The 25,058-nt window shown below is 68.7% G+C and carries 24 protein-coding genes; 5 read left to right on the forward strand and 19 right to left on the reverse strand.

Annotated elements, in window-relative coordinates:
- Nucleotides 1-7 precede the first annotated feature (7 nt).
- Nucleotides 8-1,018 (reverse strand): glycosyl hydrolase 53 family protein, encoded by a 1,011-nt coding sequence (locus G7043_RS36215; protein WP_166053172.1) that lies wholly within the window; start codon nt 1,016-1,018, stop codon nt 8-10.
- Between the two features lie 337 nt (nt 1,019-1,355).
- On the opposite strand from G7043_RS36215, the gene G7043_RS36220 reads away from it, so the two are divergent.
- Nucleotides 1,356-1,853, forward strand: a complete 498-nt coding sequence (locus G7043_RS36220) for a hypothetical protein (protein WP_207312185.1) — start codon at nt 1,356-1,358, stop codon at nt 1,851-1,853.
- 72 nt (nt 1,854-1,925) lie between these two features.
- Here G7043_RS36220 and G7043_RS36225 read toward each other — a convergent pair whose 3' ends face one another.
- The 10 genes from G7043_RS36225 to G7043_RS36270 all read right to left on the reverse strand — a co-directional run bounded on the left by G7043_RS36225 (nt 1,926) and on the right by G7043_RS36270 (nt 12,598).
- Nucleotides 1,926-2,903 (reverse strand): pectinesterase family protein, encoded by a 978-nt coding sequence (locus G7043_RS36225; RefSeq protein ID WP_166053173.1) that lies wholly within the window; start codon nt 2,901-2,903, stop codon nt 1,926-1,928.
- Between the two features lie 140 nt (nt 2,904-3,043).
- A complete protein-coding gene (locus tag G7043_RS36230) occupies nt 3,044-4,450 on the reverse strand; it encodes a glycoside hydrolase family 30 protein (RefSeq protein ID WP_166053174.1) in 1,407 nt (468 codons plus the stop codon).
- 155 nt (nt 4,451-4,605) lie between these two features.
- Nucleotides 4,606-5,925 (reverse strand): helix-turn-helix domain-containing protein, encoded by a 1,320-nt coding sequence (locus tag G7043_RS36235; protein ID WP_166053175.1) that lies wholly within the window; start codon nt 5,923-5,925, stop codon nt 4,606-4,608.
- Between the two features lie 170 nt (nt 5,926-6,095).
- A complete protein-coding gene (locus G7043_RS36240; protein ID WP_166053176.1) occupies nt 6,096-7,721 on the reverse strand; it encodes an NPCBM/NEW2 domain-containing protein in 1,626 nt (541 codons plus the stop codon).
- 120 nt (nt 7,722-7,841) lie between these two features.
- Nucleotides 7,842-8,285: a hypothetical protein gene (locus tag G7043_RS36245; RefSeq protein WP_166053177.1), complete on the reverse strand. Its 444-nt coding sequence runs from the start codon at nt 8,283-8,285 to the stop codon at nt 7,842-7,844.
- A gap of 36 nt (nt 8,286-8,321) precedes the next feature.
- Nucleotides 8,322-9,170, reverse strand: coding sequence for a WXG100 family type VII secretion target (locus G7043_RS36250; protein ID WP_166053178.1), 849 nt, complete (start codon nt 9,168-9,170; stop codon nt 8,322-8,324).
- Complete coding sequence (locus tag G7043_RS36255) at nt 9,167-9,532, reverse strand: hypothetical protein (RefSeq protein WP_207312186.1); 366 nt, start codon at nt 9,530-9,532, stop codon at nt 9,167-9,169. Before G7043_RS36255 ends, G7043_RS36250 begins: the two co-directional genes overlap by 4 nt.
- A gap of 98 nt (nt 9,533-9,630) precedes the next feature.
- A complete protein-coding gene (locus G7043_RS36260; RefSeq protein ID WP_166053179.1) occupies nt 9,631-10,848 on the reverse strand; it encodes a hypothetical protein in 1,218 nt (405 codons plus the stop codon).
- 99 nt (nt 10,849-10,947) lie between these two features.
- Nucleotides 10,948-11,622, reverse strand: coding sequence for a helix-turn-helix domain-containing protein (locus tag G7043_RS36265; RefSeq protein ID WP_166053180.1), 675 nt, complete (start codon nt 11,620-11,622; stop codon nt 10,948-10,950).
- A 154-nt stretch (nt 11,623-11,776) separates the two neighbouring features.
- Nucleotides 11,777-12,598, reverse strand: a complete 822-nt coding sequence (locus G7043_RS36270) for an SDR family NAD(P)-dependent oxidoreductase (RefSeq protein ID WP_166053181.1) — start codon at nt 12,596-12,598, stop codon at nt 11,777-11,779.
- A 162-nt stretch (nt 12,599-12,760) separates the two neighbouring features.
- On the opposite strand from G7043_RS36270, the gene G7043_RS36275 reads away from it, so the two are divergent.
- Both G7043_RS36275 and G7043_RS36280 read left to right on the forward strand, forming a co-directional pair.
- Entirely contained in the window at nt 12,761-13,348 is a 588-nt protein-coding gene (locus tag G7043_RS36275) for a TetR/AcrR family transcriptional regulator (protein ID WP_166053182.1), read from the forward strand.
- A gap of 109 nt (nt 13,349-13,457) precedes the next feature.
- Nucleotides 13,458-14,300, forward strand: a complete 843-nt coding sequence (locus G7043_RS36280) for a glycoside hydrolase family 16 protein (protein ID WP_166053183.1) — start codon at nt 13,458-13,460, stop codon at nt 14,298-14,300.
- A 55-nt stretch (nt 14,301-14,355) separates the two neighbouring features.
- On the opposite strand, the gene G7043_RS36285 is transcribed toward G7043_RS36280, so the two are convergent.
- Nucleotides 14,356-15,342: a hypothetical protein gene (locus G7043_RS36285; protein ID WP_166053184.1), complete on the reverse strand. Its 987-nt coding sequence runs from the start codon at nt 15,340-15,342 to the stop codon at nt 14,356-14,358.
- 161 nt (nt 15,343-15,503) lie between these two features.
- Here G7043_RS36285 and G7043_RS36290 point away from each other — a divergent pair, with 161 nt between their 5' ends.
- Entirely contained in the window at nt 15,504-16,775 is a 1,272-nt protein-coding gene (locus G7043_RS36290) for a M14 family metallopeptidase (protein ID WP_166053185.1), read from the forward strand.
- Between the two features lie 48 nt (nt 16,776-16,823).
- On the opposite strand, the gene G7043_RS36295 is transcribed toward G7043_RS36290, so the two are convergent.
- The 5 genes from G7043_RS36295 to G7043_RS36315 form a co-directional block, all read right to left on the reverse strand.
- Complete coding sequence (locus G7043_RS36295; protein ID WP_166053186.1) at nt 16,824-17,063, reverse strand: RICIN domain-containing protein; 240 nt, start codon at nt 17,061-17,063, stop codon at nt 16,824-16,826.
- A gap of 66 nt (nt 17,064-17,129) precedes the next feature.
- On the reverse strand, nt 17,130-18,311 hold the full coding sequence (locus G7043_RS36300) for a mandelate racemase/muconate lactonizing enzyme family protein (RefSeq protein WP_166053187.1): 1,182 nt from the start codon (nt 18,309-18,311) through the stop codon (nt 17,130-17,132).
- 1 nt (nt 18,312) lies between these two features.
- Nucleotides 18,313-19,140, reverse strand: coding sequence for a carbohydrate ABC transporter permease (locus G7043_RS36305; RefSeq protein ID WP_166053188.1), 828 nt, complete (start codon nt 19,138-19,140; stop codon nt 18,313-18,315).
- Nucleotides 19,140-20,099 (reverse strand): carbohydrate ABC transporter permease, encoded by a 960-nt coding sequence (locus G7043_RS36310; RefSeq protein WP_166053189.1) that lies wholly within the window; start codon nt 20,097-20,099, stop codon nt 19,140-19,142. Before G7043_RS36310 ends, G7043_RS36305 begins: the two co-directional genes overlap by 1 nt.
- Before the next feature lie 5 nt (nt 20,100-20,104).
- Complete coding sequence (locus tag G7043_RS36315; RefSeq protein ID WP_166053190.1) at nt 20,105-21,376, reverse strand: ABC transporter substrate-binding protein; 1,272 nt, start codon at nt 21,374-21,376, stop codon at nt 20,105-20,107.
- Nucleotides 21,377-21,532: 156 nt separating this feature from the next.
- On the opposite strand from G7043_RS36315, the gene G7043_RS36320 reads away from it, so the two are divergent.
- Nucleotides 21,533-22,306: a FadR/GntR family transcriptional regulator gene (locus G7043_RS36320; RefSeq protein WP_166053191.1), complete on the forward strand. Its 774-nt coding sequence runs from the start codon at nt 21,533-21,535 to the stop codon at nt 22,304-22,306.
- Between the two features lie 169 nt (nt 22,307-22,475).
- Here the strand turns inward: G7043_RS36320 and G7043_RS36325 are convergent, their stop codons facing one another.
- Nucleotides 22,476-24,422, reverse strand: coding sequence for an ABC transporter ATP-binding protein (locus G7043_RS36325; protein WP_166053259.1), 1,947 nt, complete (start codon nt 24,420-24,422; stop codon nt 22,476-22,478).
- A 14-nt stretch (nt 24,423-24,436) separates the two neighbouring features.
- The gene (locus G7043_RS36330) at nt 24,437-25,027 is read right to left on the reverse strand and encodes a TetR/AcrR family transcriptional regulator (protein WP_166053192.1); all 591 of its coding nucleotides are present in this window, start codon (nt 25,025-25,027) and stop codon (nt 24,437-24,439) included.
- Nucleotides 25,028-25,058: the final 31 nt, after the last annotated feature.

Genomic DNA, 25,058 nt, shown 5'->3' on the forward strand with positions numbered 1-25,058 from the left:
TCTCCTGTCACACGTTGAGGAAACCGTCCATGGCCGCGGTCGGACGCCGGTTGCTGTCCCAGGCGGTCATGTCGTAGCCGGTGAACGGCGGATAGCCCGCCGGCTCCCAGAAAAAGGTGCCCAGGCCGCCGAAACCCTTGGTACCGCTGATGAACTGCCGCAGCCCGTCGCGCACCGTGTTCGCCTTGCCGCGCGGCCCGCCGTACTCGACGTGCATGATCGGCTTGCCGTAGGTGGACTGGATCGTCCGCATGTTGCCGATGATCGGCTGGACGTTGCCGCCCTGGGCGTAGGACGACAGCCCGGTGATGTCCCACTTGCCGCCGTTGCCGCGGTAGGCGTTGAAGAACCGCTGGATGCTGTCCATCTTCTGCGGCTGGGCCAGGTGCACCATGACCGGCGTGGCCGGGAAGACCTGTTTGGACACGTCGTAGGCGCCGTTGAGCAGACCGGTCATCTGGGACGGTTTGCTGACACTGCCGACAGGGGAGCAGATACCGCTGTTCTGCTCGTTGCCGATCTTCACCCAGCCCGGCGTCACACCACCGGCCTTGAGCAGCTGCAACGAATCGTCGACGTACCTGCGCAGGGCGTCACGCATCTGCGCATAGCTCATGTTCGCCCATGCCCTGGGCGGCTTCTGCACGCCGACGGAGTTCCACGTGTCACCGAAGTGGAAGCCCAGCAACACCTGCATCCCCGCATCCCGGCAACGCTGGGCCATCCTCACGGTTTCCTGGATGCTGCAATGCCCGTCGGTGGGACTGTTGGACGGGTTGACCCACGTGCGCAGACTGATCGCGGTGATGCCGTAGCTCTTGAGAATCGTGAACAGGTCCTGCCGCACACCGGACTTGTTGAGCCAGTAATAGCCGTTGGCCTCCATCTGCGGCATCCAGCTGATGTCCGCGCCCTTGACGAACGTCGCCGCGGACGCCTGCGAAGCGCTGCCCAGCGCGAGGGCACCTGCTCCGGCGGCCGCGCCGATCATCAGGCTGCGGCGGGAGATTCCGGTCATGGGCTTACCTCTTCCTCGGCAGGGACGACGAAAGAGAACTCGGATCTTGTGCACGTGCACAGGATTCGATGCACGTTCTGCATTGATAGAACCGCAATTGAGAGATTGTTGCAAGAGATGGAATGTCGAATGCTGTGAACGTGCACAGTCGAATTTGCGTCGAACTGCTCGAAACTGGCAAGAACTGTCAAGTGGGCTCGCAGTGATCCAATGCCTGCTGTCGAACGGTTCGACCGCCGTGTCCGTTCGTGATTGACACGTCCCGACGCTCTCGCGAGACTGGGCCACCCAGTCTGGAAAGTGCTTTCCAGTCGTTCCAGAACGTACCGGGTTCTTCGTGACGGTCAAAGGCACCAAGCAGAACACCGTGATCTTCGCGGGTGACCGCTGGTCGGACTTCGCCTGGAACGGCATCGGCTACAACCAGTGGATGCCCGTGACCAGGACCGGTGCCCGGCCGCAGTTTCACTCCGGCCCGAGCAGCATCGTGACCAACGTGAACGGTGGCGCGAACGGCAGCCGCTTCGGCCTGCAGATCGGCGCGTCCTCGTCCTACGCGGGCGGGGTGCGGCAACGGGTCACCGTGCCGGCCGGCACGTACAAGCTGGCGTTGTCCGCCAAGACCTCCGGATCGCTCAGCGCGGCGCAGGTGATCGTCACCGACGCGGCCGGTGGCACGCGCACACTGACCATCCCGGCGTCGAGCGGCTGGACGCGGCGTGAGCTCGCGAACATCCCGCTGGCCGCCGGTGCCGCCACCGTCACCATCCGGACGGCAAGCGGCAACGGCTTCCTCCACGCAGACGCCCTCTCCCTGGTCCGCACCTCCGCCTGAGGGTTCTGGACCAGCTCTGGTCGCCGTGGCGGGTTCGCCACGGCGACCACGGGCGTCACCGGTCAGGCAGGCTCAGCGAGGGTTCCAGCCGTCGTTGCCGGCCAGGTACTTCTGCGGGGTGTGGTCGGCGGCCTGGGACTCCGGCAACTGGGGCCGGTTGGAGTTCTTCGTGGCGCCGGGACCGGTGTTGTTGTACTCGGAGAACCGGGCGTTCTTCCACGAGTTGGTGCTCATGTCGATCCAGGGCTGGGCGGTCCTGATCGCCGCGGTCAGGGTGGACTCGCGGAAGAGGACCTGGCCCGCGGGGCGCCACGGCCGGCCCAGCTGGGTCGTGTTGTTCGTCGTGGCGGTGACGGTGCAGCGGTAGAAGAGCAGGCCGTACTTCCTGGTGGCCGGGGTGCTGGCGGCGGTGATCGGACCGCCGGTCGTGCGCTTCTCGTGCACCGTGGTGCGTTCGAAGACCATGGTGCCGCCGCCGAAGATGAAGTCGACGGTGCCTTCGACGTAGGAGTCGGCCATGTAGGCGCGGGTCTTCTCGTTCACCAGGAACGTGTCCTGGTCGCCGAGCAGCCGGACGTTGCGGAACACGGCGCGGTCGGCGTTGAGGTGCAGCGCGACCGCCTGGTTCCCCTCGGAGCCGGGCTTCTCGACGTAGTCGTTGGAGATGGTGAGGTTGGTGGCGCCGAAGTCACGGCCGTCGACGAACATGCTGGCGCTGTTGAACGTGCCGTGGCTGGTGGCGCTGTTGTTGAACACGAGGACGGTCTGCGCCGGCGTGGAACCCAGTCCCTGCAAGGTGATCGCGGGCTTGTTGGCAGGCACGCGCACGACCTCGCGGTAGGTGCCCGCCTTGATCGTGATCAGTGTGCGGGCGGAGCTGTTGGCCGGTGCCGCGTTGATCGCGGCCTGGACGGTGCGGTACTGGGCGGTGCCGTCGGCTGCCACCGTGAGCGTGGCCGCGGCCGCCGCCGGTGGTGTCGCGGTGACCACCGCCCCCACGAGTGCGGCGGTGACCGCGGCGGTTGTGCTCGCGACTCTGCTGTTCACCATGTGAACCTCTCCTCGTGCGACGGGGGTTTCGTCGGCGGCGAGTGCCCGGTCGATGCGTCGTTCGCGACAGCGCGGTGGCTTTGTCCGTTCGACGTTCGAATCGATGGTCGAACAGATCGTGCGACCACTGTGGACTGGTCTCAAGTGGACTGTGTGATCCGGTAGGTGACGAGCGAGCGCGCCGGCACGGTGGCGGTGAACGCGCCACCGCTGATGCGCGCGGTGGCCTGCGCCGCCATGTTGCCGGTCGTGTTGGTCAGGTACGGCGTCGCGGTTCCAGTGGTGATGCCGGTGTTCCTCAGCGCGTAGGTGACGGAGTTGGCGCTGGAGCCGTTGTTGAGCGCCACGACGGTGAGGGTGCCGTCGGTGTTGCGGAAGGCGGAGAGCATCAGGTTGCCGTCCGAGGCCGTCGTGCCGATCCTGGTGGCGTTCGGGCGGATGAACCGGCTGTAGCCCGCGAGCGCCCACAGCCGCTTGGACACCCGGTAGCCGTCACCGTTCATCTGGATCAGACCGCGAGTGGCGCCGGTCGAGGCGCCGTACCAGTACACGTAGGCGTTGACGTTGCCCGTGGTGAGCGCGGTGTGCACGGCCTTGGCGATGGTGAGGCCGTCGTAGCCGCCGCCGTCGTCCCAGGCCTCGTTCCAGGTGGTGCCGCTCGGGTTCCACTCCGACATCCAGGTGCGCTTCGACGTCGGCAGCGGGCCCGTGATCTGGCTCGCGTAGGTGTGGCCGGTGTGCGTCGCCACGATGCCGCGCGCGGTCGCGTCCGCCTCGATCGCGCTGGAGTACGTCTTCTGCTGGTTCCAGCCGAACGAGTCGCAGCAGGCGACCTTCAGCCCTGCGGTCGCCGCGATCGGGCCGAGCACCTTGGCGAACTCCACGGCCTGCGCCGGGGTGAACCGCATCGAGGAGTAGTCGGTGGTGTAGTCGGGTTCGTTGGTGAACCCGATGTCGTTGATGGTGATGCCTTCCTGGGCGTAGAACTTGGCGTACTGCACCAGGTAGTTCGCGTACGCGCGCCGCCAGTCGCCGCTCGCGCAGGAGGCTCCGGACAACCCGCACAGGCTGCCGCCGTGCGCCTCGTCGCCGTTGGTCTTCATGTAACCGGGCGCGCTCCACGCGTTGGCGTAGAAGCGGTTCACCCCGTACGCCTTGGCCTGCTGGGCCAGCCAGACCTGGCTCTCGTCGTCGCGGTCCCAGACGTAGCGCGGCGTCGCGTTCGGTCCGCCGGGGTTCGCCGGCTGGATGGACGAGCCCGTCGTCGATCCGATGTGCAGCCGCAGGATGGACAGGCCGGCGCCCGCGGAACGCGACAGGAGCAGGTCGACTATCTCGCGCTGCTTCGCCGCGGACAGGCCCTGGGAACCGTGCATGATCTGCGCACGCCCGAAGGCTTCGGAGAACCCGAACCCGTCGATCTGCTGATGCGTGCGCGCGCCGTCCACCGTGGCGGTCGCGGCCGCCGTGGCCGAGGGTGGGCCGACGACGAGCAGGCCGAGTCCGAGAACAGCGGTGGCGGCCAGTGCGCGGAGTCTTGCGATCATGGAAACCCCATCCGCTCGGTGGCGACCCCGGAACAGGCCGCGCGCACACGGAAATTGCTTCAGACGAATGATCCCGTCGAATTACCCGACACCGGCGCCGACAGGTGAAAAGATAAATTCTCGGCGGTCGGTCCGGCTCGGGGAAAGTGGAAGTGTCAAAGACTGTCAAAGAGCTCGTCGAACCGGATGCCGAGCCGGAGACGCAGTCTCCCGAGCTCGTGGCTCAGCTGGGTGTTGAACGCCGCGGTCACCGCCGGCATGACCGGCCGGGCGACGTTGACGGCGGCGTCGAGGTCGCCGCGGCACGCCTCGCTGTCGGCGAGGCGCAGGGTCAGCAGCAGTTTGCTGCCGTGCATCCGGGAGGGCACGTGGAGCAGTGAGGTCTCCGCGAACGCCACCGCGCGGTCGGCGATCTCCGGCCGTCCGGTGACCTCCGCCAGATCACGCAGGCCACCGGCCAGGTGCGAGGCGATGAAGGTCTCGCCCTCCGCGCCGGTCAGCCACGGTGCCTCGGTCCGGTCCCGCTCACCGAGCCGCTCGGCGCCGCGCCGCGCGGCGTGCGACAGGGTGGTGAACGTGCGGTGGTCGCCGAGCAGCGCGTGCGCGCGGGCCTGGTCGAGCTTCGCCAGCACGGTGGTCCACCGCCGGCTCCGGTCCACCGACGCGGCCGCCCTGGCGTACTCGAGCGCGGTCGGGGCGTCGCCCTCGATCAGTGCGATCACGCTCATGCTGCTCAGTGCCTCGCAGGCGGTCGGCAGGCCGTCGGAGGCGAGTGCCCACTCCACGCTGTGCTGCAGCCACGTCATGGCGATGCCGTGCTGGCCTCGCTTCACCCGCAGCCATCCGGCCAGGTCGGCGTAGCGCGCGGCCAGCTGCAGCAGACCGTCCGCGTGGTCACCGCGTGCCTTCGGGACCACGGCCATGATCGTGCGCAACGCCTGTTCGACGGGAAGCGCGAGGTCGCCGTCGGACGCGCTGATGTCGGCCTCGACGTAGGTCGTGAGCAGCGCCGCGAAACCGTGCAGCGTCTCGGTTCCCACGGTGCGACTGCCGATGCCGGGCACGTCCGCGATCCCGGCGGGCACCGGTGCCGCGCAGCCGGACGAGCCGTGCGAGGGGCAGGTGATGCCGAACGCGGGCAGCTGGACCTGCCGGGCCTGGGACGTCCGCGGCGGACCGTCGCCACGGGGTGCGCGGGGCAACGGAATCGCGGCGGTGCCGATCGGGACGCAGAGGTTCGCGCGGAGTCGCGCGCGGACCTTCGTGGCCAGGGCGAGCAGGGTGCCACCGGCCGCCAGCACGTCGTCCGCACTGCTGGCGAACGCGATGCGCGGCTCGCGGGCGCCGCTCTCGATCTTCGAAACGTAGGTGTGGTGGTAGCCGAGGCGGGCCGCCAGCTGGACCTGGGTGAGGCCCGCCTCCTCACGCAGGCGGCGCAGTCGCAGCCCGAACTCTTCACTGCCCGACGTCGCCATGTGCCCGGTACCCCCGCGCTCATCAGTTCCGGCGCCGGAACGCGGTCTGGTCGCGACCGGCGCGCTGAACGTTAACGACAAATGGGGGTGGTGTCAGCACTCCGAACGGTTGCCGGTTTGTCGCCGGCGACATTGTTCGAATCGAATTCGATGATTTTCCGGTGGTTCGGTCAACCGCAGGTCAGCGTGGGCGCTCCCCAGTCGGCGTGATCGTAGGAAATGCCGTTGCGCGCGTCGGTGACCCTCAGCTCCAGCGTGGCGTGGCCGGTGGTCGGCACGGTGAGGGTGGACGGTCCCTGACTGGCGGTCTTCACCCCGCTGTCGGCCAGCAGCGTCCCGTCCCCGTAGACCAGGAACCTGACCGACGCCGAACCGTTGGTCACCTCGTCGTCGACCCCGACCTGCGCGGTGAAGCGACCGCACGCCCGCCCGAGGTAGAGGTGCACCGCCGAGTCCGCGTGGACGCCGATGCCCTGGCTGTAGGTGGTTCCGTTGATGGTCAGCGTGCGCCCGTCCCCGGCCGCCTGCTCGCCGTTGGACCTGTTGCGCTCGGCGGGACCCCAGCCGTTGGAGGACGCCTGCCAGGTCATGTCGCCGGCCTGGTGCGTGCCCGCGGCCGGTCCGGCGGCGAGGGTGCCCGTCCTGGAGACCCGGTACATGACCACGCCGTGCGCGGCGACGGAGGCCGAGATGGCGCCGGTGCTGCTGGAAGTGCCGCCGGTCCACAGGTTGCGCAGCCCGTACGACGAGGAGCCCGCCAGCCCCAGCTCCGCGGCGGACGTGCTGATCGTCGCGGCCGCCGAGCCGCGGTTGAACAGGACCACCGCGACCGAGCCGTCGGACATGGGCTTGGCCCAGATCTCACCGGTGCCGTCGTCCCGGATCCTGCGGCCCTGCGAACCGCCCCAGTCCTGGTTGACGTCGATCACGTCCTTGTTGCGGATGATGCCCAGGGTGGTGCTGTTCATCGACCGCAGGTCGTTGCCGAGCAGGAGCGGCGACGACAGCAGCGACCAGAGGCTGAAGTGCGAGACGTACTCGGTGGTGGTCATGCCGCCGTTGCCGACCTCGAGCATGTCGGGATCGTTGTAGGCGCCTTTGCGCGCGAACGGTTCCCGCCCGGCCTGCTGGTCGAGCAGGCTCATCGCGCTGTTCCAGTTGTCGGAGATGTCACCGGTGGTGCGCCAGTAGTCGCCGCCCACCTGCGGCCCGAACACCCAGGGCGAGTCCTCGCCCCAGTTGCAGATGCTGTAGACGATCGGCCGTCCGGTGGCCTTGAGCGCGTCGCCCATCTTCTTGTAGCGCTCGACGGTCGGACGGCCCTCGTTGTTGCAGTTGTCGTACTTCAGCAGGTCGACGCCCCACGCCGCGAACGTCTGCGCGTCAACGGTTTCGTGGTCGAGGCTCGCCGGATAGCCCTGACAGGTGCGCGTGCCGGCGGAGGAGTAGATGCCGAGCTTGAGCCCGCGTGCGTGCACGTAGTCAGCGAGCGCCTTGATCCCCGCCGGGAACCGGGTCGGGTGCGGTTGCAGGCGCCCCTGACCGTCTCTTGTGGACGCCATCCAGCAGTCGTCGATGTTGACGTACCGGTAGCCGAGGTCGTCGAGGTCGTTGGCGACGATCGCGTCGGCGGTGGCGCGGATGAGGCTCTCGTTGATGTTGCAGCCGAACCGGTTCCAGCTGTTCCAGCCCATCACCGGCGCGGTGATCGCCGCGGTCTCGGTGGCCTGGGCGGTCTGGGTGGGGGCGATCACCGCCGCGGCCAGCACCAGCATCGCGGGAAGGAGCTTGTTCATGCCTTGCCTCCCTGTCCGAGAAATGCGGCGGCAAAGTGCAGGCAACCACGGAGAGCCCGGACACGGGAGGCGTGACGGCGGAACGTCAACGAACTGTCAAACAAGACTTCTGGCAAGTGGTCAGAAGGCGTCCTCGGTGAAGTCGCTCGGCGCGTCGTCGTCGAAGTCGCCGTGCGACCGCCTGGTGCGCTGCTGACCCGCGGCGACGATCTCGTCGAGGTTCTGCCCCTCCTTGATCGCCGTGTGCGCCCGCTTCAGCGCCGGCATGCTGGTCTGCATCGCGCGGTGCACGTCGGGATCGTTGATGGCCTTGCCGGACGTGATGTCCTGCCAGGAGATCTGGCCCGAGTCGACCTTGCGCTGCAGGTCCTTCAACGCGTTCGGCGCGTCCTTCGACCGCGCGAACTTCTCGATCTCGGCGATGTCCGCGGGCGACAGGTCGGTGCCGCGGGTCTGCACCCTGGACGCTTCCAGAGCGACCTTCTCCAACTGCGCGCCCCTGGCGTCGAGATCCTGTTGCCACGCCTGCAACTGTTGCCGGGCGCTGTCGTACGGGAACGTCAATTCCTCACCGCCTGAACTGGAAGTGGTCTTCTCCGGCTAGCGCTCGAACTTCAACGCCTTGTCGTGCGCGCTGTTCGCCTTGTACGCGCCCTTGGCGGCGCCCCACGCGCCGCTGCCCACGGCGGACATGCCGTCGCCCAGCTTCTCCTGGCCGTCCTGCCACGTGTCGACCACGTCGAAGAAGTCGTTGACGTCCCGCACGTCGGGGATCCTGGACAGCGCGGTGCCCATCAGCTTGAGGCCGTTGATCACGCCCTTGACGCCCTCGATGAGCGTCTGCATGGACAGGATGAGCTTGCGCACCTGGTCGACGATGTTGACCACGTCGTAGACCATCCACACCGCGCGACCCCAGCCGACGAGCGGGATCCACGCGGTCATCGCGGCCTTCATCAGCTTGTCGCAGATCTTGTCGAGCAGGGTCAGCGCGAGCTTCGCCGCCGACCGGCAGGAGCTCGCCATGTTCTTGAACCGGTCGCCGATGAACTTCGCGACCTGCGAGTCCCACTCGATCGCCGTCGTCCACGTGCGGCGCATGCGGTTCTCGAAGCTCTGCGCGGCGCCGCCGTCCCAGCTCGGCGCGAGCTCCTCGATGCCGTTGTTGACGTTGTGGCGCACGTTGTCCAGCGCCTTGGCGATCCGGTCCCACGCGGCGGCGTTCGCGTCGATCTTCTCGAAGTCGCCCGCCAGCGGCATGATCAGGTCGCGCACCAGGTCGTCGCCGGTGACCTGCTGGTAGATCCAGTTGACGCCCTGGATCTTCCACCCGGCGGCCTCGATCAGCTCCTTGACGGTCTGCCGGCCGGGCCGGTCCTCCGGCACGGCGCGCAGCGCGACATTCGGATCTTCGATGTCCTGGTAGCCGTTGCAGACTCCGCCGGTCATTCGCGCGCCCCCAGGAACCGCCCCAGCCAGGACGGGGCCTCCATCCTGCCGGCCGCGGTGTCGATCAGGCAGACCCCGACCTCGTCCGCCTTCTCGTAGGCGCGGGCCGACTTGACCAACGCCTCGGCGTCCTGGCCCATCTTCTTGTTGGCGGCCTCGAGCGTCTCGCCGTAGAGCTGCGCGACCCCGGTCACGACGGGGTCGAGCAGCGACAGCAACCCGGTGAACCCGGACGTGTCCCCACCCTTGTCGATCGCGTGCTCCCGGATCGTCAGGAAGTGCTCGGCCTGACGTTCGAGGAGTCCGCTGTAGCCGCGCAGCTCATCCGGCACGACGTGGAACTTCTCTCCCATGGCGGTCATGACGCCCGGCCCCGACGGGCGGTTCCGTCGCATTCGGCCCAATAGGCAACTCGAATCACGTTCGTCCGCAACTGCCGGTGGACCGCGCGGCGGCCCGATCAGTCTGTCCGCTGTGGACCATCGATCCGGTCGTGCTGCTCGACGTCGGCGAGGTGGCGCCGGACGGCGGTGATGTAGTCGGCGGCCCCTTCGGCGTCGCGGGCGAGCACGACGGCAGACCCGTCCGTCTCGAACGTCACCACCGCGCCGGGGCCCGGGTCCTGGCCGAGGAGATAACCGGCCTCGTCTCCCAGCGCGATCCTGAAGTCCTCCCAGGTCTCGTGGCGGAACCCCTTGAGCCGGTTCGCGCGCCGGATGAGGCGGGCTTTGCCCGCGGGCGGTGTGAAGACGAACAGCCTGCGGTGCGCGCCCAGGTTCCTGATCACCCGGAACTCGTAGCGCAGCTCGGGCCAGACGCCCGGCGTCATGATCACGCACCGGGACCCGGCGACCAGTTCGGCGAACTGGTCGCGCCACGAGTCGTCGGTGGCGTAGTGCCGGTCGATCCCGTCCGGCGGAAGGTAGTCGCGCGGATTGCCCAGGCCGTAGCCGCGTCCGAGGTCCCCGGCGATCGCGGGGGCGAAGTACTCCTCGAACGACATGGGGTCCGGGCGGCGGTTGAAGACCTTCCTCAGTTCCGGTCGGTCGCGCATCTCCTCCTGATCGCGCCGCCGGAAGCCGAACAACCGCCGTTCGTTGCCGAAACCCCGGATCCACACCACGGCCGGGCGCGGGTCGATCGGTGGCAGGGCGTCGATGCGGTCCGCTCGCCGCGCCGCGGTGTGGCACAGGATCGACACCGTCGCCATCGGCAGCAGCAGCTGAATGCCGACCGTCGTGGGAAAGCCGGTCACCGCCAGCGTCACCATCACCAGCGGTGGGGTGGCCGCCGCCAGGTTTCCCAGCACCCGGAACGGTGTTCGTGGTCGCCGTCGCCTGCCGGACCGGACAGGTCGTGCGGGCAGCAGGCGCACAGCCAGCGCGAGCCCGCCCAACGTCGCCACGCCGCCGAACACGACGGCGAGGCCGACGGCGACGACCTTGGTGGCGGCACCGAGTTCGAGCAGGGCCACCAGGACCCCGAGGACGATCCCGCCCATCAGCCCGGTGAAGCCGGTTGTCATGAGCACGATCGACGTGATCGGGCCGGTGTAACCCTTGCCCTGCGCCCGTCGCCACAGCCGGTTGAACGTGGCGATGGCGAAGAAGGTCAGCACTCCGGTCGCCGCCACGAGGGCTGCGACGCCGAGCAGCGCGAGCACCACGCGGATCGTCATCGGGTCCCCTCCCGGTGGCCGTGGAGAAGTCCTGTTCTATGCCCACCGCACGTCACCTGGCACCGCTGAACAGCGGACGCGCAGAACGAGCGCTCTGCGTCAACGAACGCGGCGGGGTTCTGCGGTGCTCTGCCGCAAGATCAGCCCGGGTGGGCGCCAGGGCCATGCCGGGTTCGACCGCTTCACGGCGGATCTGCCGGGCGAACGACCCGGTGGGGCTGGCGACGTGCCAGACCGCTGTCCCAGATCGACGAACCGCTCGCGCGTCGCAGGGCACAGGAACACCTGCCTGGCCCAGTTGTGCTGGTGCGGCGGCAGGTGGGAGAGATCGCCGAAGACGGCGGTGGCGAGCCGGTTCCAGCCGAGGACGTTCCTGCGGCGGCCGACGACGATCCCGGGAGCGCCGAGTGCGTCGAGCAGGTTCCGGACTCCAGGTCGTACCTGCTCGACGTCCGGCTCCGGTGAGCCCGCGCGGGTGGGCTGGGCGAGCTGGAGGAGGTGGCCGTGCTCTTCCCCGGTCAGCCTGAGGGCGCGTGCGACGGCGTCGAGCACCGAGGTGGAGATGCCGTCGCTGTATCCCTGTTCGAGCCGGGCGTAGTAGGTGAACGACACGCCCGCCAGCTGGGCCAGTTCCTCGCGCCGCAGTCCGGGTACCCGGCGCCGCCCGCTCGACGGCAGGCCGACGTCCTCGGGTTTGACGCGGGCCCGGCGCGACCGCGGGAAGTCCTTGAGCTCGGCCTGGCGGTCCGATGTGGACGGTGGCTGGTCGCGCAACGCTGCTCGGACGACATCTGCACTCTCCGGTTGGTGGTGGGGGCACGGGCGGAAACGCGGACGCCGACCGCGACGAGCCCGGTGAGCACCGGGACCGGTCGAGGTCGGCGTCGTGAACCCTAAGGGCCCGCTGGTGACTTCGGAGTGGGCGTCGTCAGGCAGCGTCTCGTTTGGGATCCGCGGAGCGGCTGACCTTCTCCCACGCCCGCCAGGTGGCCATGCGCCCTTCGTGCAGCGCCAGCACCAGGTCGTAGCCGGACGAGGCGAGCAGCAGGCGCGTGGGCGGTTCGACCGCGTCGACGGCCGCGAATAGCGCCTCGACGCTGTCCTCCGCCGTGGGAATCGTGCCCCAGTCACGCTGCTCGTCCCGCAGGAACTGGTACGCGGGGTGGGGCTCGGAGTGCGCCGCGGAGGACGTCGCCCACTCGGTCGCGAAGCCGGCCGGCTCGATCAAAGTGGTCTTGATGCCGAACGTGGCGACCTCCTGCGCCAGGGCCTCGGTGAGCCCTTCCAGCGCCCACTTGGAGGCGTTGTAGACGCCGAGGCCGGGGAACGCCACGACGCCGCCGATGCTCGACACCTGCACGATGTGGCCGCCGCCCTGCTCGCGCAGCAACGGGAGCGCGGCCTGGGTGATCCACAGCGCGCCGAAGAAGTTCGTCTCCATCTGCGCGCGGGCCTGCTCCTCGGTCAGCTCCTCCACGGTGCCGAAGTGGCCGTAGCCCGCGTTGTTGACGACCACGTCGAGGCGGCCGAAGTGCTGGTGCGCGGCGCGGACGGCGGCCATGCCCGCGACCCGGTCGTCGACGTCGAGCTCGATCGGCAGGAGCGCGTCGCCGAACCGGTCGGCCAGGTCGGTCAGCGTGGTCGTGTCGCGGGCGGTGGCGGCGACCCGGTCGCCGCGCTCCAGTGCGGCGGTGGTCCAGGCACGGCCGAAACCGCGGGAAGCGCCGGTGATGAACCACGTCTTGGACATGGCAGATCCCTTCTGGGACCGGCTGGAAGCCGGCGGTGAGGTGACGCCGCCCGGTGGCGGTGTCGTGACTCCTTCACAGTACGCCTAACGCGTCTCACTGTGTCAAGTTTGGCTTTGAGGGAATATTCAGGCCTGTCGTGACAGCTGAGGTACGCTCATCTCGTGGACGAGCCGAAGGTGGGACTGCGGGAGCGCACGCGCAACGCGGTGCGCGCGCAGCTGGGGCAGACTGCCGTGAAGCTGTTCGTGGAACAGGGTTTCGAGGCGACGACGGTCGAGCAGATCGCCGCCGCGACCGGGTTGTCCCGCCGCAGCTTCCACCGGTACTTCGCCGGCAAGGAGGACGTGCTCGCCCAGTGGTTCGCCGAGATGGGTCAGAAGATCGCCGCGGAACTCGAGGCACGGCCCGCGGGGGAACCCCCGTGGTACGCGCTGCGCCGGTGCTTCGACGGTCTGGTGGAAGCCCTGAGCGCCCGGCCGGAGTCGCTGGTCATGACCCGCATGATGCTGAACACCCCGGCGTTGCACGCCAGCCACCTGCACAAGCACGCGCATTGGGCGGCCCTGCTCGCCGACGTGCTCCAGCAGCGGCTCGGCGGACCGGCCAGGGTCGCCGCGGTGGCGCTCGCCGGTGCCGCGCTCGCGGGTCTCGAGTCGGCGCAGACGGAGTGGGTCTCCGAGGACAACGAGCGGCCGCTCGGCGAACTGGTGGACGAGGCCATGAACGCCGTCGCGCCGCTCGAGCACTGATCGGGATCTTTGACAGTTCTTGACGGCGGCGTCCCCGATGGCGTCCGCGGGCTCCTCGCGCTTCTACGGTGATCTTCGCCCTGCAGCGTGTCGTGAGGAGCTGGAAGCCATGAGAAAAGCCCGGCGCTCGGCCAGGTTCGTCGCTGTCTGGCCACTGGTGGCAGCCGCGCTCGCCGCAGGCACACCGGCGGCTCAGGCGGCGGACGTCCCGCCGAACCCCCTGCAGAAGCCCGGCTGGGTGCTCGACCGCAACGACGAGTTCAACGGTTCGCTCGACCCGAGCCTGTGGATCACGAACTACCTCGAGTCGCGGACCCCGGAATGGCGGTCACGCGCGCGGTACGGGTTCCGCAACAACGCCCTGGTCCTGCGGATCGACAACGACCAGCCGACCTACTACGCAGGCGGCGACCGGATGAAGGTCTCCAGCATCCAGACCGGGCAGCGGACCGGGCTGCACAAGTCCTCGCCGTACGACCACGCGATCCCGACGGTCTGGAAGTACGCGCCCAAGTACGGCTACTTCGAGATCCGGGGGAGGACGTCGGCGCGCAGCGGCCTGCACGCCGCGTTCTGGACGGTGGGCAAGCAGGACACGCCGCAGCAGAGCGCCGAGATCGACGTGATGGAGCATCCGGGACGGACTCCCCGGAACTTCAACTACAACCTGTTCAAGTGGAACGACCCGAACATCCAGCAGGTCACCCAGTCCGTCGGGGAGGGCTTCGACCTCGCGGGTGGCATGCACATCTACGGTCTGGAGTGGACGCCCACGCAGATCAAGCTCTACGTCGACAACAGGCTGACGAGGACGGTCAACCAGTCGCCGTCCTACGCTTCCGGTTTCCTGCTGGGGATCTACGAGAACGCGGGGTGGACGGGAGACGTCGATCCCAACGACCCGAGGCCGAAGGAGTTCGTCGTCGACTACTTCCGCGCGTACCGCAGATAGTGAGAACCTCGCGCCGCCAACCGCGCGACGCGAGGTTCCAGCCGACCGGCTCAGCTCAGCCGACGACCCACTTCACCGCCCGGGAGCCCGCGGCCCCGACGACCACACCGTTGTTGTTGATGTCCCAGGCACCGGCACTGGTGACACCGGCGGGGAGCCCGAGGGCGAGCCGCTCGCCGCTCCTCTCCCAGAGGACCGGCACCTGGTTGCTTCCGGCCACGGCGGAGCCGACCACCGTGCCGTTGTCGTTGATGCTGTTCGGGACGAACCTCTGCTCGTACTTGTGCAGCGAACCGTCGGCGTTCCACCGCACGCCCCACGACTGGAAGTCGGCGGCCACCGCGGTGCCCACCACCTCGCCGAGCTGGTTCACCGCGGTGGCCGCGGTCGTGGCGTCGATCGCCAGTCCATTGAGGACGGTCACGCTGCCGTCGGGGTTCCAGCGCACCGCCGTGGTCGCGATGCTGGGACCGGTGACGTACCCGGCCACGTACCCGTTCGCCGCGGCGCTCTTCAGGTTGGCCCAGGTCGCGCCCGCCGGCAGCGCCAGCGTGGTGACGACGCCGGCCGGGCTCCAGCTCACCGGGACCTGGCGGCGGGTCACGTCGGTGGCGACGCCGTACACGGTGCCGGAGTCGCTGATCGCCTGACCGATCGCGCTGGTGAAGCCGGACGGCACGGACAGCACCACGTGCGTGCCGTCCGGGTTGAACCGGAGGGCCCTGCTGCCCGACGAGTCGGAGGCGGTACCCACCGCGCTGCCGCCGCTGTTGATCGCCTCCACGGTGGTACTGGCCCCGGCCGGTCCGGCGAGTTCAGCGGCGGTGCCGTTGCCGTCGTACCTCACCCCGCGGCTCGGAAGGCCGTTGCTGTGCGCACCTCCGACCGCGACGCCCGCGTCGTTGACCGACGTGGCCACGTGCGTCGCGGCGCCCGGCAACCCGCCGAGGTCGGTGCTCGTCGGAGCCGCGTGCGCCGGTGTCGTGACGACGGCGGCTGCCAGAAGTGCCGTGGACAGGGCAAAAGAAACTCTTCGGCTCATCTCGTTCCCCCAGGAGTTGGTAAGCCCAGCTCGCAGGAACCTAGTGAGAGGAGATCGTTGTTGACCAACGGAACGTCCGCAGATGAACACGTGGCTAGACCGTTTGTGTCCCCCCGATCGGCTCTGCCTGTCCCGGGCCGATCCTGGGACCGTGCTGTGGCATGGGTAAACGAAGAGTCCTGGTCTTCACCATCGCCCTGGCGGCGATCGCCACCCCGTCGGTCGCGGCACCGGTCGAGACCGGCACGGCGGCCTACGCCGTGAGCGGCGTGCGCACTGTCGAGCAGCGCAGCCAGATCGCGCGGATCGGTGCCGCCATCGACGAGATCGAGGAGCACGGAACAGTCGTGGTCACCGCGACCAAGGCCGAAGTCCGTGCCATGAAAGCACAAGGGTTCGGCGTGGAGGAGGTTCCCGGACGCACGCGGGACGGCGCGGCGGTCGGACCGTTCGACTTCCCCGCGAACGACGCGAACTACCACAACTACGCGGAGATGACCGCCGAGATCGACCAGGCGGTCGCCCGCTATCCCGGTGTGATCAGCAAACGGGTCATCGGCCGGTCGTACCAGAACCGCGAGATCGTCGCACTCAAGATCAGCGACAACGTCGCCGTCGACGAGAACGAGCCGGAGGTCCTGTTCACCGCCCACCAGCACGCGCGGGAGCATCTGACCGTCGAGATGGCGCTGTACCTGGTGAAGCTGTTCACCGAACAGGCCGAACCACGGGTGAAGGCGCTGGTCGACTCGCGGGAGATCTGGATCGTGCCCGACGTCAACCCCGATGGCGGGGAGTACGACATCGCGACCGGCAACTACCGCAGCTGGCGCAAGAACCGGCAACCCAACACCGGTTCCTCGGCGATCGGCACGGACCTCAACCGCAACTGGGCCTTCAAGTGGGGCTGCTGCGGTGGTTCGTCAGGCAGCCCGAGCAGTGACACGTACCGCGGCGCGCGGGCCGAGTCCGCGCCTGAGGTGAAGGTGGTCGCCGACTTCGTGCGTGGCCGGGTGGTCGGCGGGAAGCAGCAGATCAAGGCGTCGATCGACTTCCACACCTTCAGCGAGCTCGTGATGTGGCCGTTCGGCTGGACCTACGACGACGTCGCGCCCGGGATGACGAAGGACCAGCGGGACACGTTCGCGACGATCGGGCAGTCCATGGCCGGCACCAACGGGTACACGCCCCAGCAGGCCAGCGACCTCTACATCACGGACGGCTCGATCCGCGACTGGCTGTGGGGCTCACAGGGCGTGTTCTCCTACACGTTCGAGATGTATCCGGGCTCGTCCGGCAGCGGGGGAGGGTTCTACCCGCCCGACGAGGTGATCCCGGCGCAGACCTCGCGCAACAAGGAGGCGGTGCTGCAGTTGCTCGACCGCGCCGACTGCCCGTACGAGGCGATCGGCAAGGAGGCGCAGTACTGCTGACCGATCGGCGACCGGGGCCAGGTGTGGTGGCCTGGCCCCGGAGCGTCGTCAGGGAAACAGGCTCCATTCCTGGTTCGTGCTGCCGGAGCAGTCCCACAACTGGGGCTGTTCGCCGTTCGCCGGCGAGCTCAACGCGTAGGTCCCGCCCGCGAGCTGGACCACGACGTCACCGGTCATCGCCGGCACGATCGTGCGCACCTTCGCCTGGGCCTGGGTGATCGAACACGGCTGGGCGGACGAGCACGCCGTGCCGGAGCCGGCCGGACGTTCGTGGTGCAGGGAAACCATGTGGCACGTTGAGCTCCCAATCGACAGTGATTCGGACAGTCCGATCAGGACTTCAGGTACGTGTGTTCACACCTTCAGGACGGCGTTCTCGGTTTCGTGGCCGACCGCGACCGGGTGCAGGCGATGGCCGGCGCGTTCTGGCCGGATGTGCGAACCGCCGTACGTCGGGTGGGGGAGCAGGTGGTTCGACGCGGCGATGGCCTTCTCGTCGATGCGCACGCCCAGGCCGGGAGTGCCGCCGAGGACGTAGGCGCCGTCCTCGACGTGCAGGTCGACGGAGACGCCGAGCGGCGGCCGGAGGTCCTGCAGTTCGCTCACCAGGTGGTTGGGGACCGAGGTGGCGGCGTGCAGCAGACCGATCGGTGTGGTGCCGATGGGGCTGACGGGCAGGTCGTGCGCGTGGGCGAGGGTGGCGACCCGGAGGAAGTGGGTGATGCCCCAGACCGCGGCGGTTTGGACGATGTCGACGGCGCCGGCCGTGATGAGCGGGCGGTGTTGTTCCAGCCCGGTGAGGTTCTCCCCGGTGGCGACCGAGGCGCGGACGCCGCGGCCCACGACCGCGTGCCCTTCCGCGTCCCAGCGCCGGACCGGTTCCTCGATCCACGTCAGATCGAGGGTGCGTTCGAGCTCGCTGACGTGCCGGACCGCCTGCTTGCGCGTCCAGGTCTCGTTGACGTCGAGCATCAGGCTCGGCCGGGCGCCGCGGCAGGCCTTGCCGAGGACGTCGCGGACCAGGGTCAGGCGGTGCCTGTCGTGCTCGACGTCGAGACCACCCTTGATCTTGGCCGCGCGCAGCCCGAGGTCGGCGTAGGCCTGGTACACCGCGACGAACTCCTCGTCGTCCAGGGCGATGTCGAGGCCGGAGGCGTAGGCGGGCACCCGGCGGTCGCGGCCGCCGAGCAGCCGCCACAGCGGTTCTCCCGCCGCCTGGGCCTTGATGTCCCACAGCGCGGTGTCGAGGGCGCCGATGGTGCCGAACACCGTGCCGGCGTGACCGGCTTTGAACGTCCGGCGCAGCATCTTGTCGTAGAGGGCGGTGACGCTGCGAGGATCCTCGCCCTCGATGGTGCCGAAGAGACTTTCGATCTCGACGTGCGGGCCGAGTCCGACGCCGGTGATGCCCTCGTCGGTCTCGACGACGACGATCGGGACCCGGACGAGGCCGTCGGCGTAGACGCCGTTGGCGTCACCGACCGGCCTGCCCCAGTCGTGGACCGTGGTGAGGGTCCGGTAGCCAGTGATGCGCATGTCAGCCCTTCGTGGACCCGGCGGTGACACCGTCGGCGATCTGGCGTTGCAGGAACAGGTAGACGACCAGGACCGGGACGGCGGCGATCAGCACACCGGAGGCGAACGTCGGGATGTCGTCGGAGTACTGACCGCGCAACGAGGTGACGCCGACCATGAGCGTGCGGTGCTCGGCGGACGGCATCATCAGCAGGGAGATGAGCACGTCGTTCCAGCAGAACAACGCGTTGAGCACACCGACGGACAGCAGCGCCGGGGCGCCGATCGGGAGCATGATCCGCCAGTAGACGCCGTAGACGGTGTTGCCGTCGATGCGGGCGGCGTCCACGATTTCCGGTGGCACGGTCGCGTAGTAGCTGGTCAGCAGGAAGATCGTGAACGGCAGGAACTGCGCCACGTACGCGAGGACCAGTCCGGGATAGGTGTCCATCAGACCCGTGTCCGCCATGATCCGGGCCAGCGGCACCATGATCACCTGGAAGGGCACGAACAGGGCCGCGAGGATGCCCAGGAAGAGCGCGGACGAGCCGCGGAAGCGCAGCCGGGCGAGCGCGAAGCCCGCCATCGACCCGAACAACAGCAGCAGCGCCACCGAGATCGCCACGACGATCACCGAGTTCAGGAAGTAGCGGGACATCCCGACGGACGTCCACGCCTTGACGATGTTGTCCCAGTTCAGCGAATCGGCGAGGGAGAACCGGTCGAGGACGTACTCGCGGCGGGTCTTCATCGCGACGTTCGTGGTGAACACCAGCGGGTAGACGGTGGCCAGCGCGAGCGCGGCCATCGGGACGGCGACGACCCACCTCGTCAGCCGGATGCCTGACATCAGTCCTCCTTGCCCGCGGAGCGTCGCAGGATGCCGATCTGGGCCAGCCCCACGACGAGCATGATCAGGAACAGCGCGGTCGAGGCCGCGGAGGCGAGCGCGGGCTGGTTCAGCTGGCCCTGCTGGATCCAGATGTAGTACTCGGGCAGGTACGTCGACCCGGCCGGACCACCGGTCGTCATCACGTACAGCAGACCGAACATCGACGTCAGCATGCCGATCATGGTGGTGACGAAGACGAACTGGATGGTGCGGGTCAGGCTGGGGACGATGACGTGCCGGATGGTCTGCGGCAACGACGCACCGTCCACTTCGGCCGCGTCCAGCAACGACGAGTCGAGAGTGGCGAACCCGGCGAGGAAGACGACCAGTGCCATGCCGAACGTCGCCCAGACGTGGACGCCGACCACCGCGAAGATCGCGACGGAGGGATCGCCGAGCCAGTCGACCGGCCCGATGCCCAGACCGCCGAGGAGCTTGTTGAGCGGACCGTCGAACGCCAGCAACAGGTTGAAGATCGCGCCGACGATCACCGGGGAGAGCACGGCCGGGAAGAAGTAGACGCCGCGGTAGAGCCGGTGTCCGGGCACCCGCAGGTAGATGAACGTGGCGAGCAGGCCGGGGATCGCCACCGCCACCGGCAGCAGCAGCACGAGCAGGCCGACGTTGCGCAACGCGGTGCGGAAGAGCGGATCGCCGAACAGCGTCGCGTAGTTCTCGAAGCCGACCATCATTCCGTTGCGGTCGCCGTCACCGGTGAAGGAGAAGTTGACGCCCAGCACCAGCGGCCACAACCGCAGCCCGACGATGATCAGGAGAGCCGGCGCGAGCAGGACCAGGGGTGCGAGGCGCTCGGCCCGCGACCCGGCGCGGTTGCGCCGGGACGGGCCCGCGGGCCGGGCGCCCCCGGCAGGTCCGGCCGGGGCCGGCCTCGCCGGGGACAGCGACTGTGCGGTCACGTCGATCAGCCCGTCTTGTCGGAGGCGGCCAGCTGCCGCACCACGTCGTCCACCGTGGTCGAGCCGCTGAGCAGTTCCTGGGAGAGACGGCCCATGAGGTCGACGGTCTTGGACGGCAGGGCGACGTGCAGGGCGGGCTTGCCGGACTTGAGCTCCGAGACGATGGTCTTGACGGCCGGGCCACCCGCGGAGACGTCGATCGTCGTATCGGACGCGATCGCGCCGCTGTCGGCGTAGAACGACTTGAGGGCGTCGGACGACGTCAGCGAACGCACCAGGTCCGCGGCGAGCTTCGGGTCCTTGGTCCACTTCGCGACCGCGTAGCCGATGCCGCCGTCGTAGGGCAGGCTCGGCAACGCCCCAGGGGTGACCGCGGGCGCCACCATGACGCCGACCTTCTCCGGGGTGAGGAACTCGGCGAAGTCCTTCCAGTGCCCGACGTCGGACATCAGGCCGATGACGTTGGCCGCCTTGCCGGAGTTGAAGATCCCGAACGCGTCGTTGAACATCGCGGTGGAGTTGGCGCCGTCGCTGTTCAGACCTGAGTCACCGGCCTGCTTCCAGAGCTCGAAGACCTTCTTGACGTTCGCGGACGACCAGTCGCGCTTGCCGGCGATCCAGTCGTCGTACTCCCGCGGCGTCAGGACCGCCGATCCCAGGGCGGACAACCAGAACTGGATGCCGATGCCTTCCTTGTTGCCCAGCGCCAGGCACTTCGCCCCGGTCTTCGCGGTGATGACACCGCAGTTCTTGACGAACTCGTCGAACGTCTTCGGCGGGCCGGCGGGGTCGAGGCCGGCCTTCTGGTAGAGGTCCTTGTTGTAGTAGATCGGATGCCCCTGCAGGGTGACCGGCTCGGCGTAGATCTTCCCGTCCTTGGCGAACGCGTCCCAGCCCGCCAGCCGTTGCCTGTCCTGCGCCACGTACTCGTCGAGCGGGGCGAGCGCGTCGGCCCGGTCGCGAATCTTGCCGCCACCGTTGAACATGATGACGTCAGGGCCCTTGCCGGACTGGATGGCCGTGCCGAGCAGCGTGTAGTACTGGTCGAACGGCTGGGCCACGAACTCGACGTTCACGCCGGGATGCTTCTTCGCGAAGTCGGCCTTGGCCTTCGCCACGTAACCGGCGCCCTTCGCGTCACCGGACTTCCAGTCCCAGACCACGAGCTTGTCGCCGGAACCGCCGGACGAGGAGCCCGGTCCCGCGGCACTTCCGCACCCCGCGCTCAACGTCAGCCCCACCACGAGGACGGCCGGCCATAGTGTGCGCTGCTTCATTGCTGCTCACTCCTCGAGACGGTGGCGCCGGACGGCGAACGGCCCGGCGAGGTGGCGCTAACGTAATTCGTATGACGTATCACGTCAACGTCCGTTTGTCGGTACACTCGTCGGCACGTTCCCCAGCGCGTCGGTGGGGGCACATCCGGAGGACAGATGACGGCATCACGCCAGCGACCGACCACGAAGGCGTCCGCCGCTCCGGACTGGGCGCGACGGCCGGCGAACCTGGCCAGGGCGGTCACCGACGAGCTCGTGGGGCGCATCGTGCGCGGCGAGCACCCCTCCGGCTCGTCACTGCCGCCGGAACCGGCGCTGTGCGAGACCTTCTCGGTGAGCAGGACGGTGATCCGCGAAGCGATGAAGGTCCTGCAGGAGAAGGGTTTGGTGCAGGTGCGGCAGGGCGCGGGCACGCAGGTCACCCCGCCGTCGATGTGGAACGTGCTCGACGAGCTCGTGCTCGGCGCGATCGTCACCGAGGACGAGACGCTGGCGGTGCTGGACGACCTGGTGGTCACCCGGCGACTGCTCGAGTCGGACATGGCCCAGGTCGCCGCCCGCACCGCCGACGAGGCCACCGTCGCGGCGTTGCGCGAAGTCGTGGACCTCATGGACGAGCTGGTGGGTGATCCGATCGCCTATCGCGAGCAGGATCGGATCTTCCACGACCGGATCATGCAGGCCTCCGGCAACCGCATCGCGCGGGGCGTGGTGCGCGCGCTCGAGAGCCAGGTCTACCACACCGCTCGCTACACCGGCCGCAATGATCGCGAGCTGTGCACGGCCTCGAACCAGGGGCACCGCCGCATCTGCGAACGGATCGCGGCGAAGGACGCGGCCGGTGCCGGCGAGGCCATGTTCAACCACATCACCGAGGCCTGGGTCGTGCGGCGCGCCGACGCGGGAGATCCGACCAGGCTCGAACGCTAGATCAGTCAGACATCAGATGAACAAGCCTTGCCGTAACCGGGGCACCGGAACCGCGCTCGACGGCGGCGGCAACGTGGCCTCCGGCTCCACGACGATCCTGTGGCTCCCAACAGCAGCACCAACAACCACTGGACGATCTCAGCGGTCTGACCCCTGTGCCGTGGGCGGCTCAGCCGGGCACGTCGTCCAGGTACGCCTGCGCCTGCAGCGTGAACAGTTCGGCGTACCCGGCCTCGGCCGCCATCAGCTCCTCGTGCGTCCCGTATTCGGCGACCTTCCCGTGCTCCAGCAACAAGATCCGCTCCGCCTGCCGCACGGTCGAGAACCGGTGCGAGATGTACAGCGTCGTCCGGCCTTCCGACAGCTCCCGCAGCCGCGAAAACAGGTCGTGCTCGGCCCGTGCGTCCAGCGCCGACGTCGGTTCGTCGAGCACCAGGATCGGCGCCTCCCGCTGGAACGCCCTGGCCAGCGCGATCTTCTGCCACTCACCGCCGGACAGGCTGACCCCCTGGTCGAACCAGCGGCCGAGCGGGCTGTCGTAGCCGCGGGGCAGTCGTTCGATCCGCTCGTCGGCGCCGGCGCGGCGGGCCGAGTCCTCGATGTGCGGCCGGTCTTCGAGCCGCGCCAGGTCGCCGAGGCCGATGTTCTCCGCGGCCGTGCCCTGGTACGTCACGTAGTCCTGGAACATCGCGCTGATCCGCGTGCGCAGTTCGACGGGGTCGTACTCGCGGAGGTCGACGCCGTCGAGCAGGATGCGGCCGCTGGTCGGGTCGTAGAGCCGGCAGAGCAGCTTGAACAACGTCGACTTGCCCGCGCCGTTGCGGCCGACCACCGCCACCGTCTCGCCGGGCCGGATCTCGAAGCTGACGTCGTCCAGCGCGGGTTCCTCGGCGCCGGGGTAGGTGAAGGTCACCGAGTCGAACTCGATGTGTCCCTCCACTGTGGACGGCATCGGCCGCGGTGACGCCGGCGCCGTGATCTCCGGTTTCGTGTCCAGGAACCGGTACAGCGTGTCGAGGTAGAGGTTGTTCTCGTACATCCCCGAAAACGCCGTGAACAGGCCGGACACCGACGCTTGCACGGACGCCGCCGCGGCCGTGTACAGCGCCAGGTCTCCGAGCGTGAGCCGGCCGCCGACCGCTTCCAGCGCGATGTACAACGTGATCGCCGAACCGGCGAGCGTGCTCAGCAGCCCCCAGGACGTCGAGCTGATGTTGCGGTTGATCGTCAGCTTCCGCTGGCGTTCGTAGGAGACGGTGCCGAGCCGGCGGAACCGGTCGACGAAGTACGGGCCGAGCCCGAACAGCTTCGTCTCCTTGGCGTAGGTGTCGGTCGTGACCAAAGAGGACAGATAGTCCATCCGCCGCTTGATCGGCGACATCATGAAGGTCAGCCAGAACGCGCGCGAGCCGTACTTCGACTGCGAGATGAACGCCGGGATCGGCGCCATCAGCGCGACCAGGGCGAGCAGCGGGCTGATCGAGACGAGCAGCGCGATCATGCTGCCGAACGTGATCAGCGTCCGCAGGAGCCCGAGCGCGGAGTTCATCATCGACAGCGGCCGCGTCGGCGCTTCCTGCGCGGCCTGACGCAGCATGTCGTACGACGTCGAGCCTTCGAAGTACGCGAGGTGTAGTTCGCTGGCGTGCGCCATCACCTGGTGGCGGATGGTCAGCGTCATGCGCTCCTGCAGCAGCGACTGCGCGATCGACGTCAGCGCGCTGCTGACCGCGCTCGCGGCGAGCACGCCGAACTGGAACAACGCGACTCTCGCGATGTCGCCCGTGGTGCCGGTGTGCTGGATCGCCGCGACGACGGAGTCCAGCAGCAGCTTCGCGATGTACGCGGTCGCGGTCGGCAGGAGCCCCGACAGGACCGTGATCAGCGTCAGGAGGACGGTCAGGACCGGGCTGGCCTGCCACGTCAGCTTCGCGACCTTCGGCAGACCGCGGACGGTGCCCGCCACGGACGTCCTCGCGCGCTTCAGCCGGGAGCGCAGGTCCTTCGGTTCGTCGTCCTGCGTCGGTTCGGGAATGTCGACCGGTCCGGTGAGCCCGCTGTCCGGCACCGTCGAGGCGCGCCGCCGACGGCCGCGCCGGCCCAGCACGAACTCCAGGCCACCGCCCGGGATCATCCGGCCTCCACGGCGCCGTGGAGGAAGAAGTCGATCATCTGACGCGTGCTGGGCGGGTCGACGTCCGGCGCCAGCCGGCGGCCGCCGAACAACAAGGTCAGGAACAGGGCGGCGAGCTGCTCGGGCGGCAGCCGCAGCCGATCCCTCTCCGGCGTGAACAGCTCGACCATCGCTGTTCGGATGGCGGCCATCGACTCGCGGCGCCCGCCCTTCCACGTGCCGCTCTGGCCCTTGAGGCGCTGGTCGGGGTCGCGGTGCTTGACCCGGCCGGACGCGTGCAGCGCGCTCATCAGCGCGCCCATCCGCTCCAGGTGCGCGCCGAGCGCTTCGGCGGCTTCGACGAGCCGGTCGGCCAAGGGCTGGTCGACGGCGATCTCGGCGATCGCGTCGAGCACGTGATCAGGCCTCAACGCCTCGGCCGTGCAGGCGTCGAACAGTTCGTCCTTGTCCTTGAACGCGCGGAAGATGGTGCCCTCGCCGATGCCGGCGGCACGGGCGATCTGGCTGCTCGTCACGTTCGCGCCGTGCTCCATCAGGAGCGGCAGCACCGCGTGCACGATCATGGCCCGCCGGTCCTCGGCGCTCATGCTCGGCGCTCTCCGCCGGGTTTCGGATGCT

Origin of the sequence: Lentzea alba (genome assembly GCF_011067745.1) — a bacterium.
Classification (GTDB): domain Bacteria; phylum Actinomycetota; class Actinomycetes; order Mycobacteriales; family Pseudonocardiaceae; genus Lentzea; species Lentzea alba.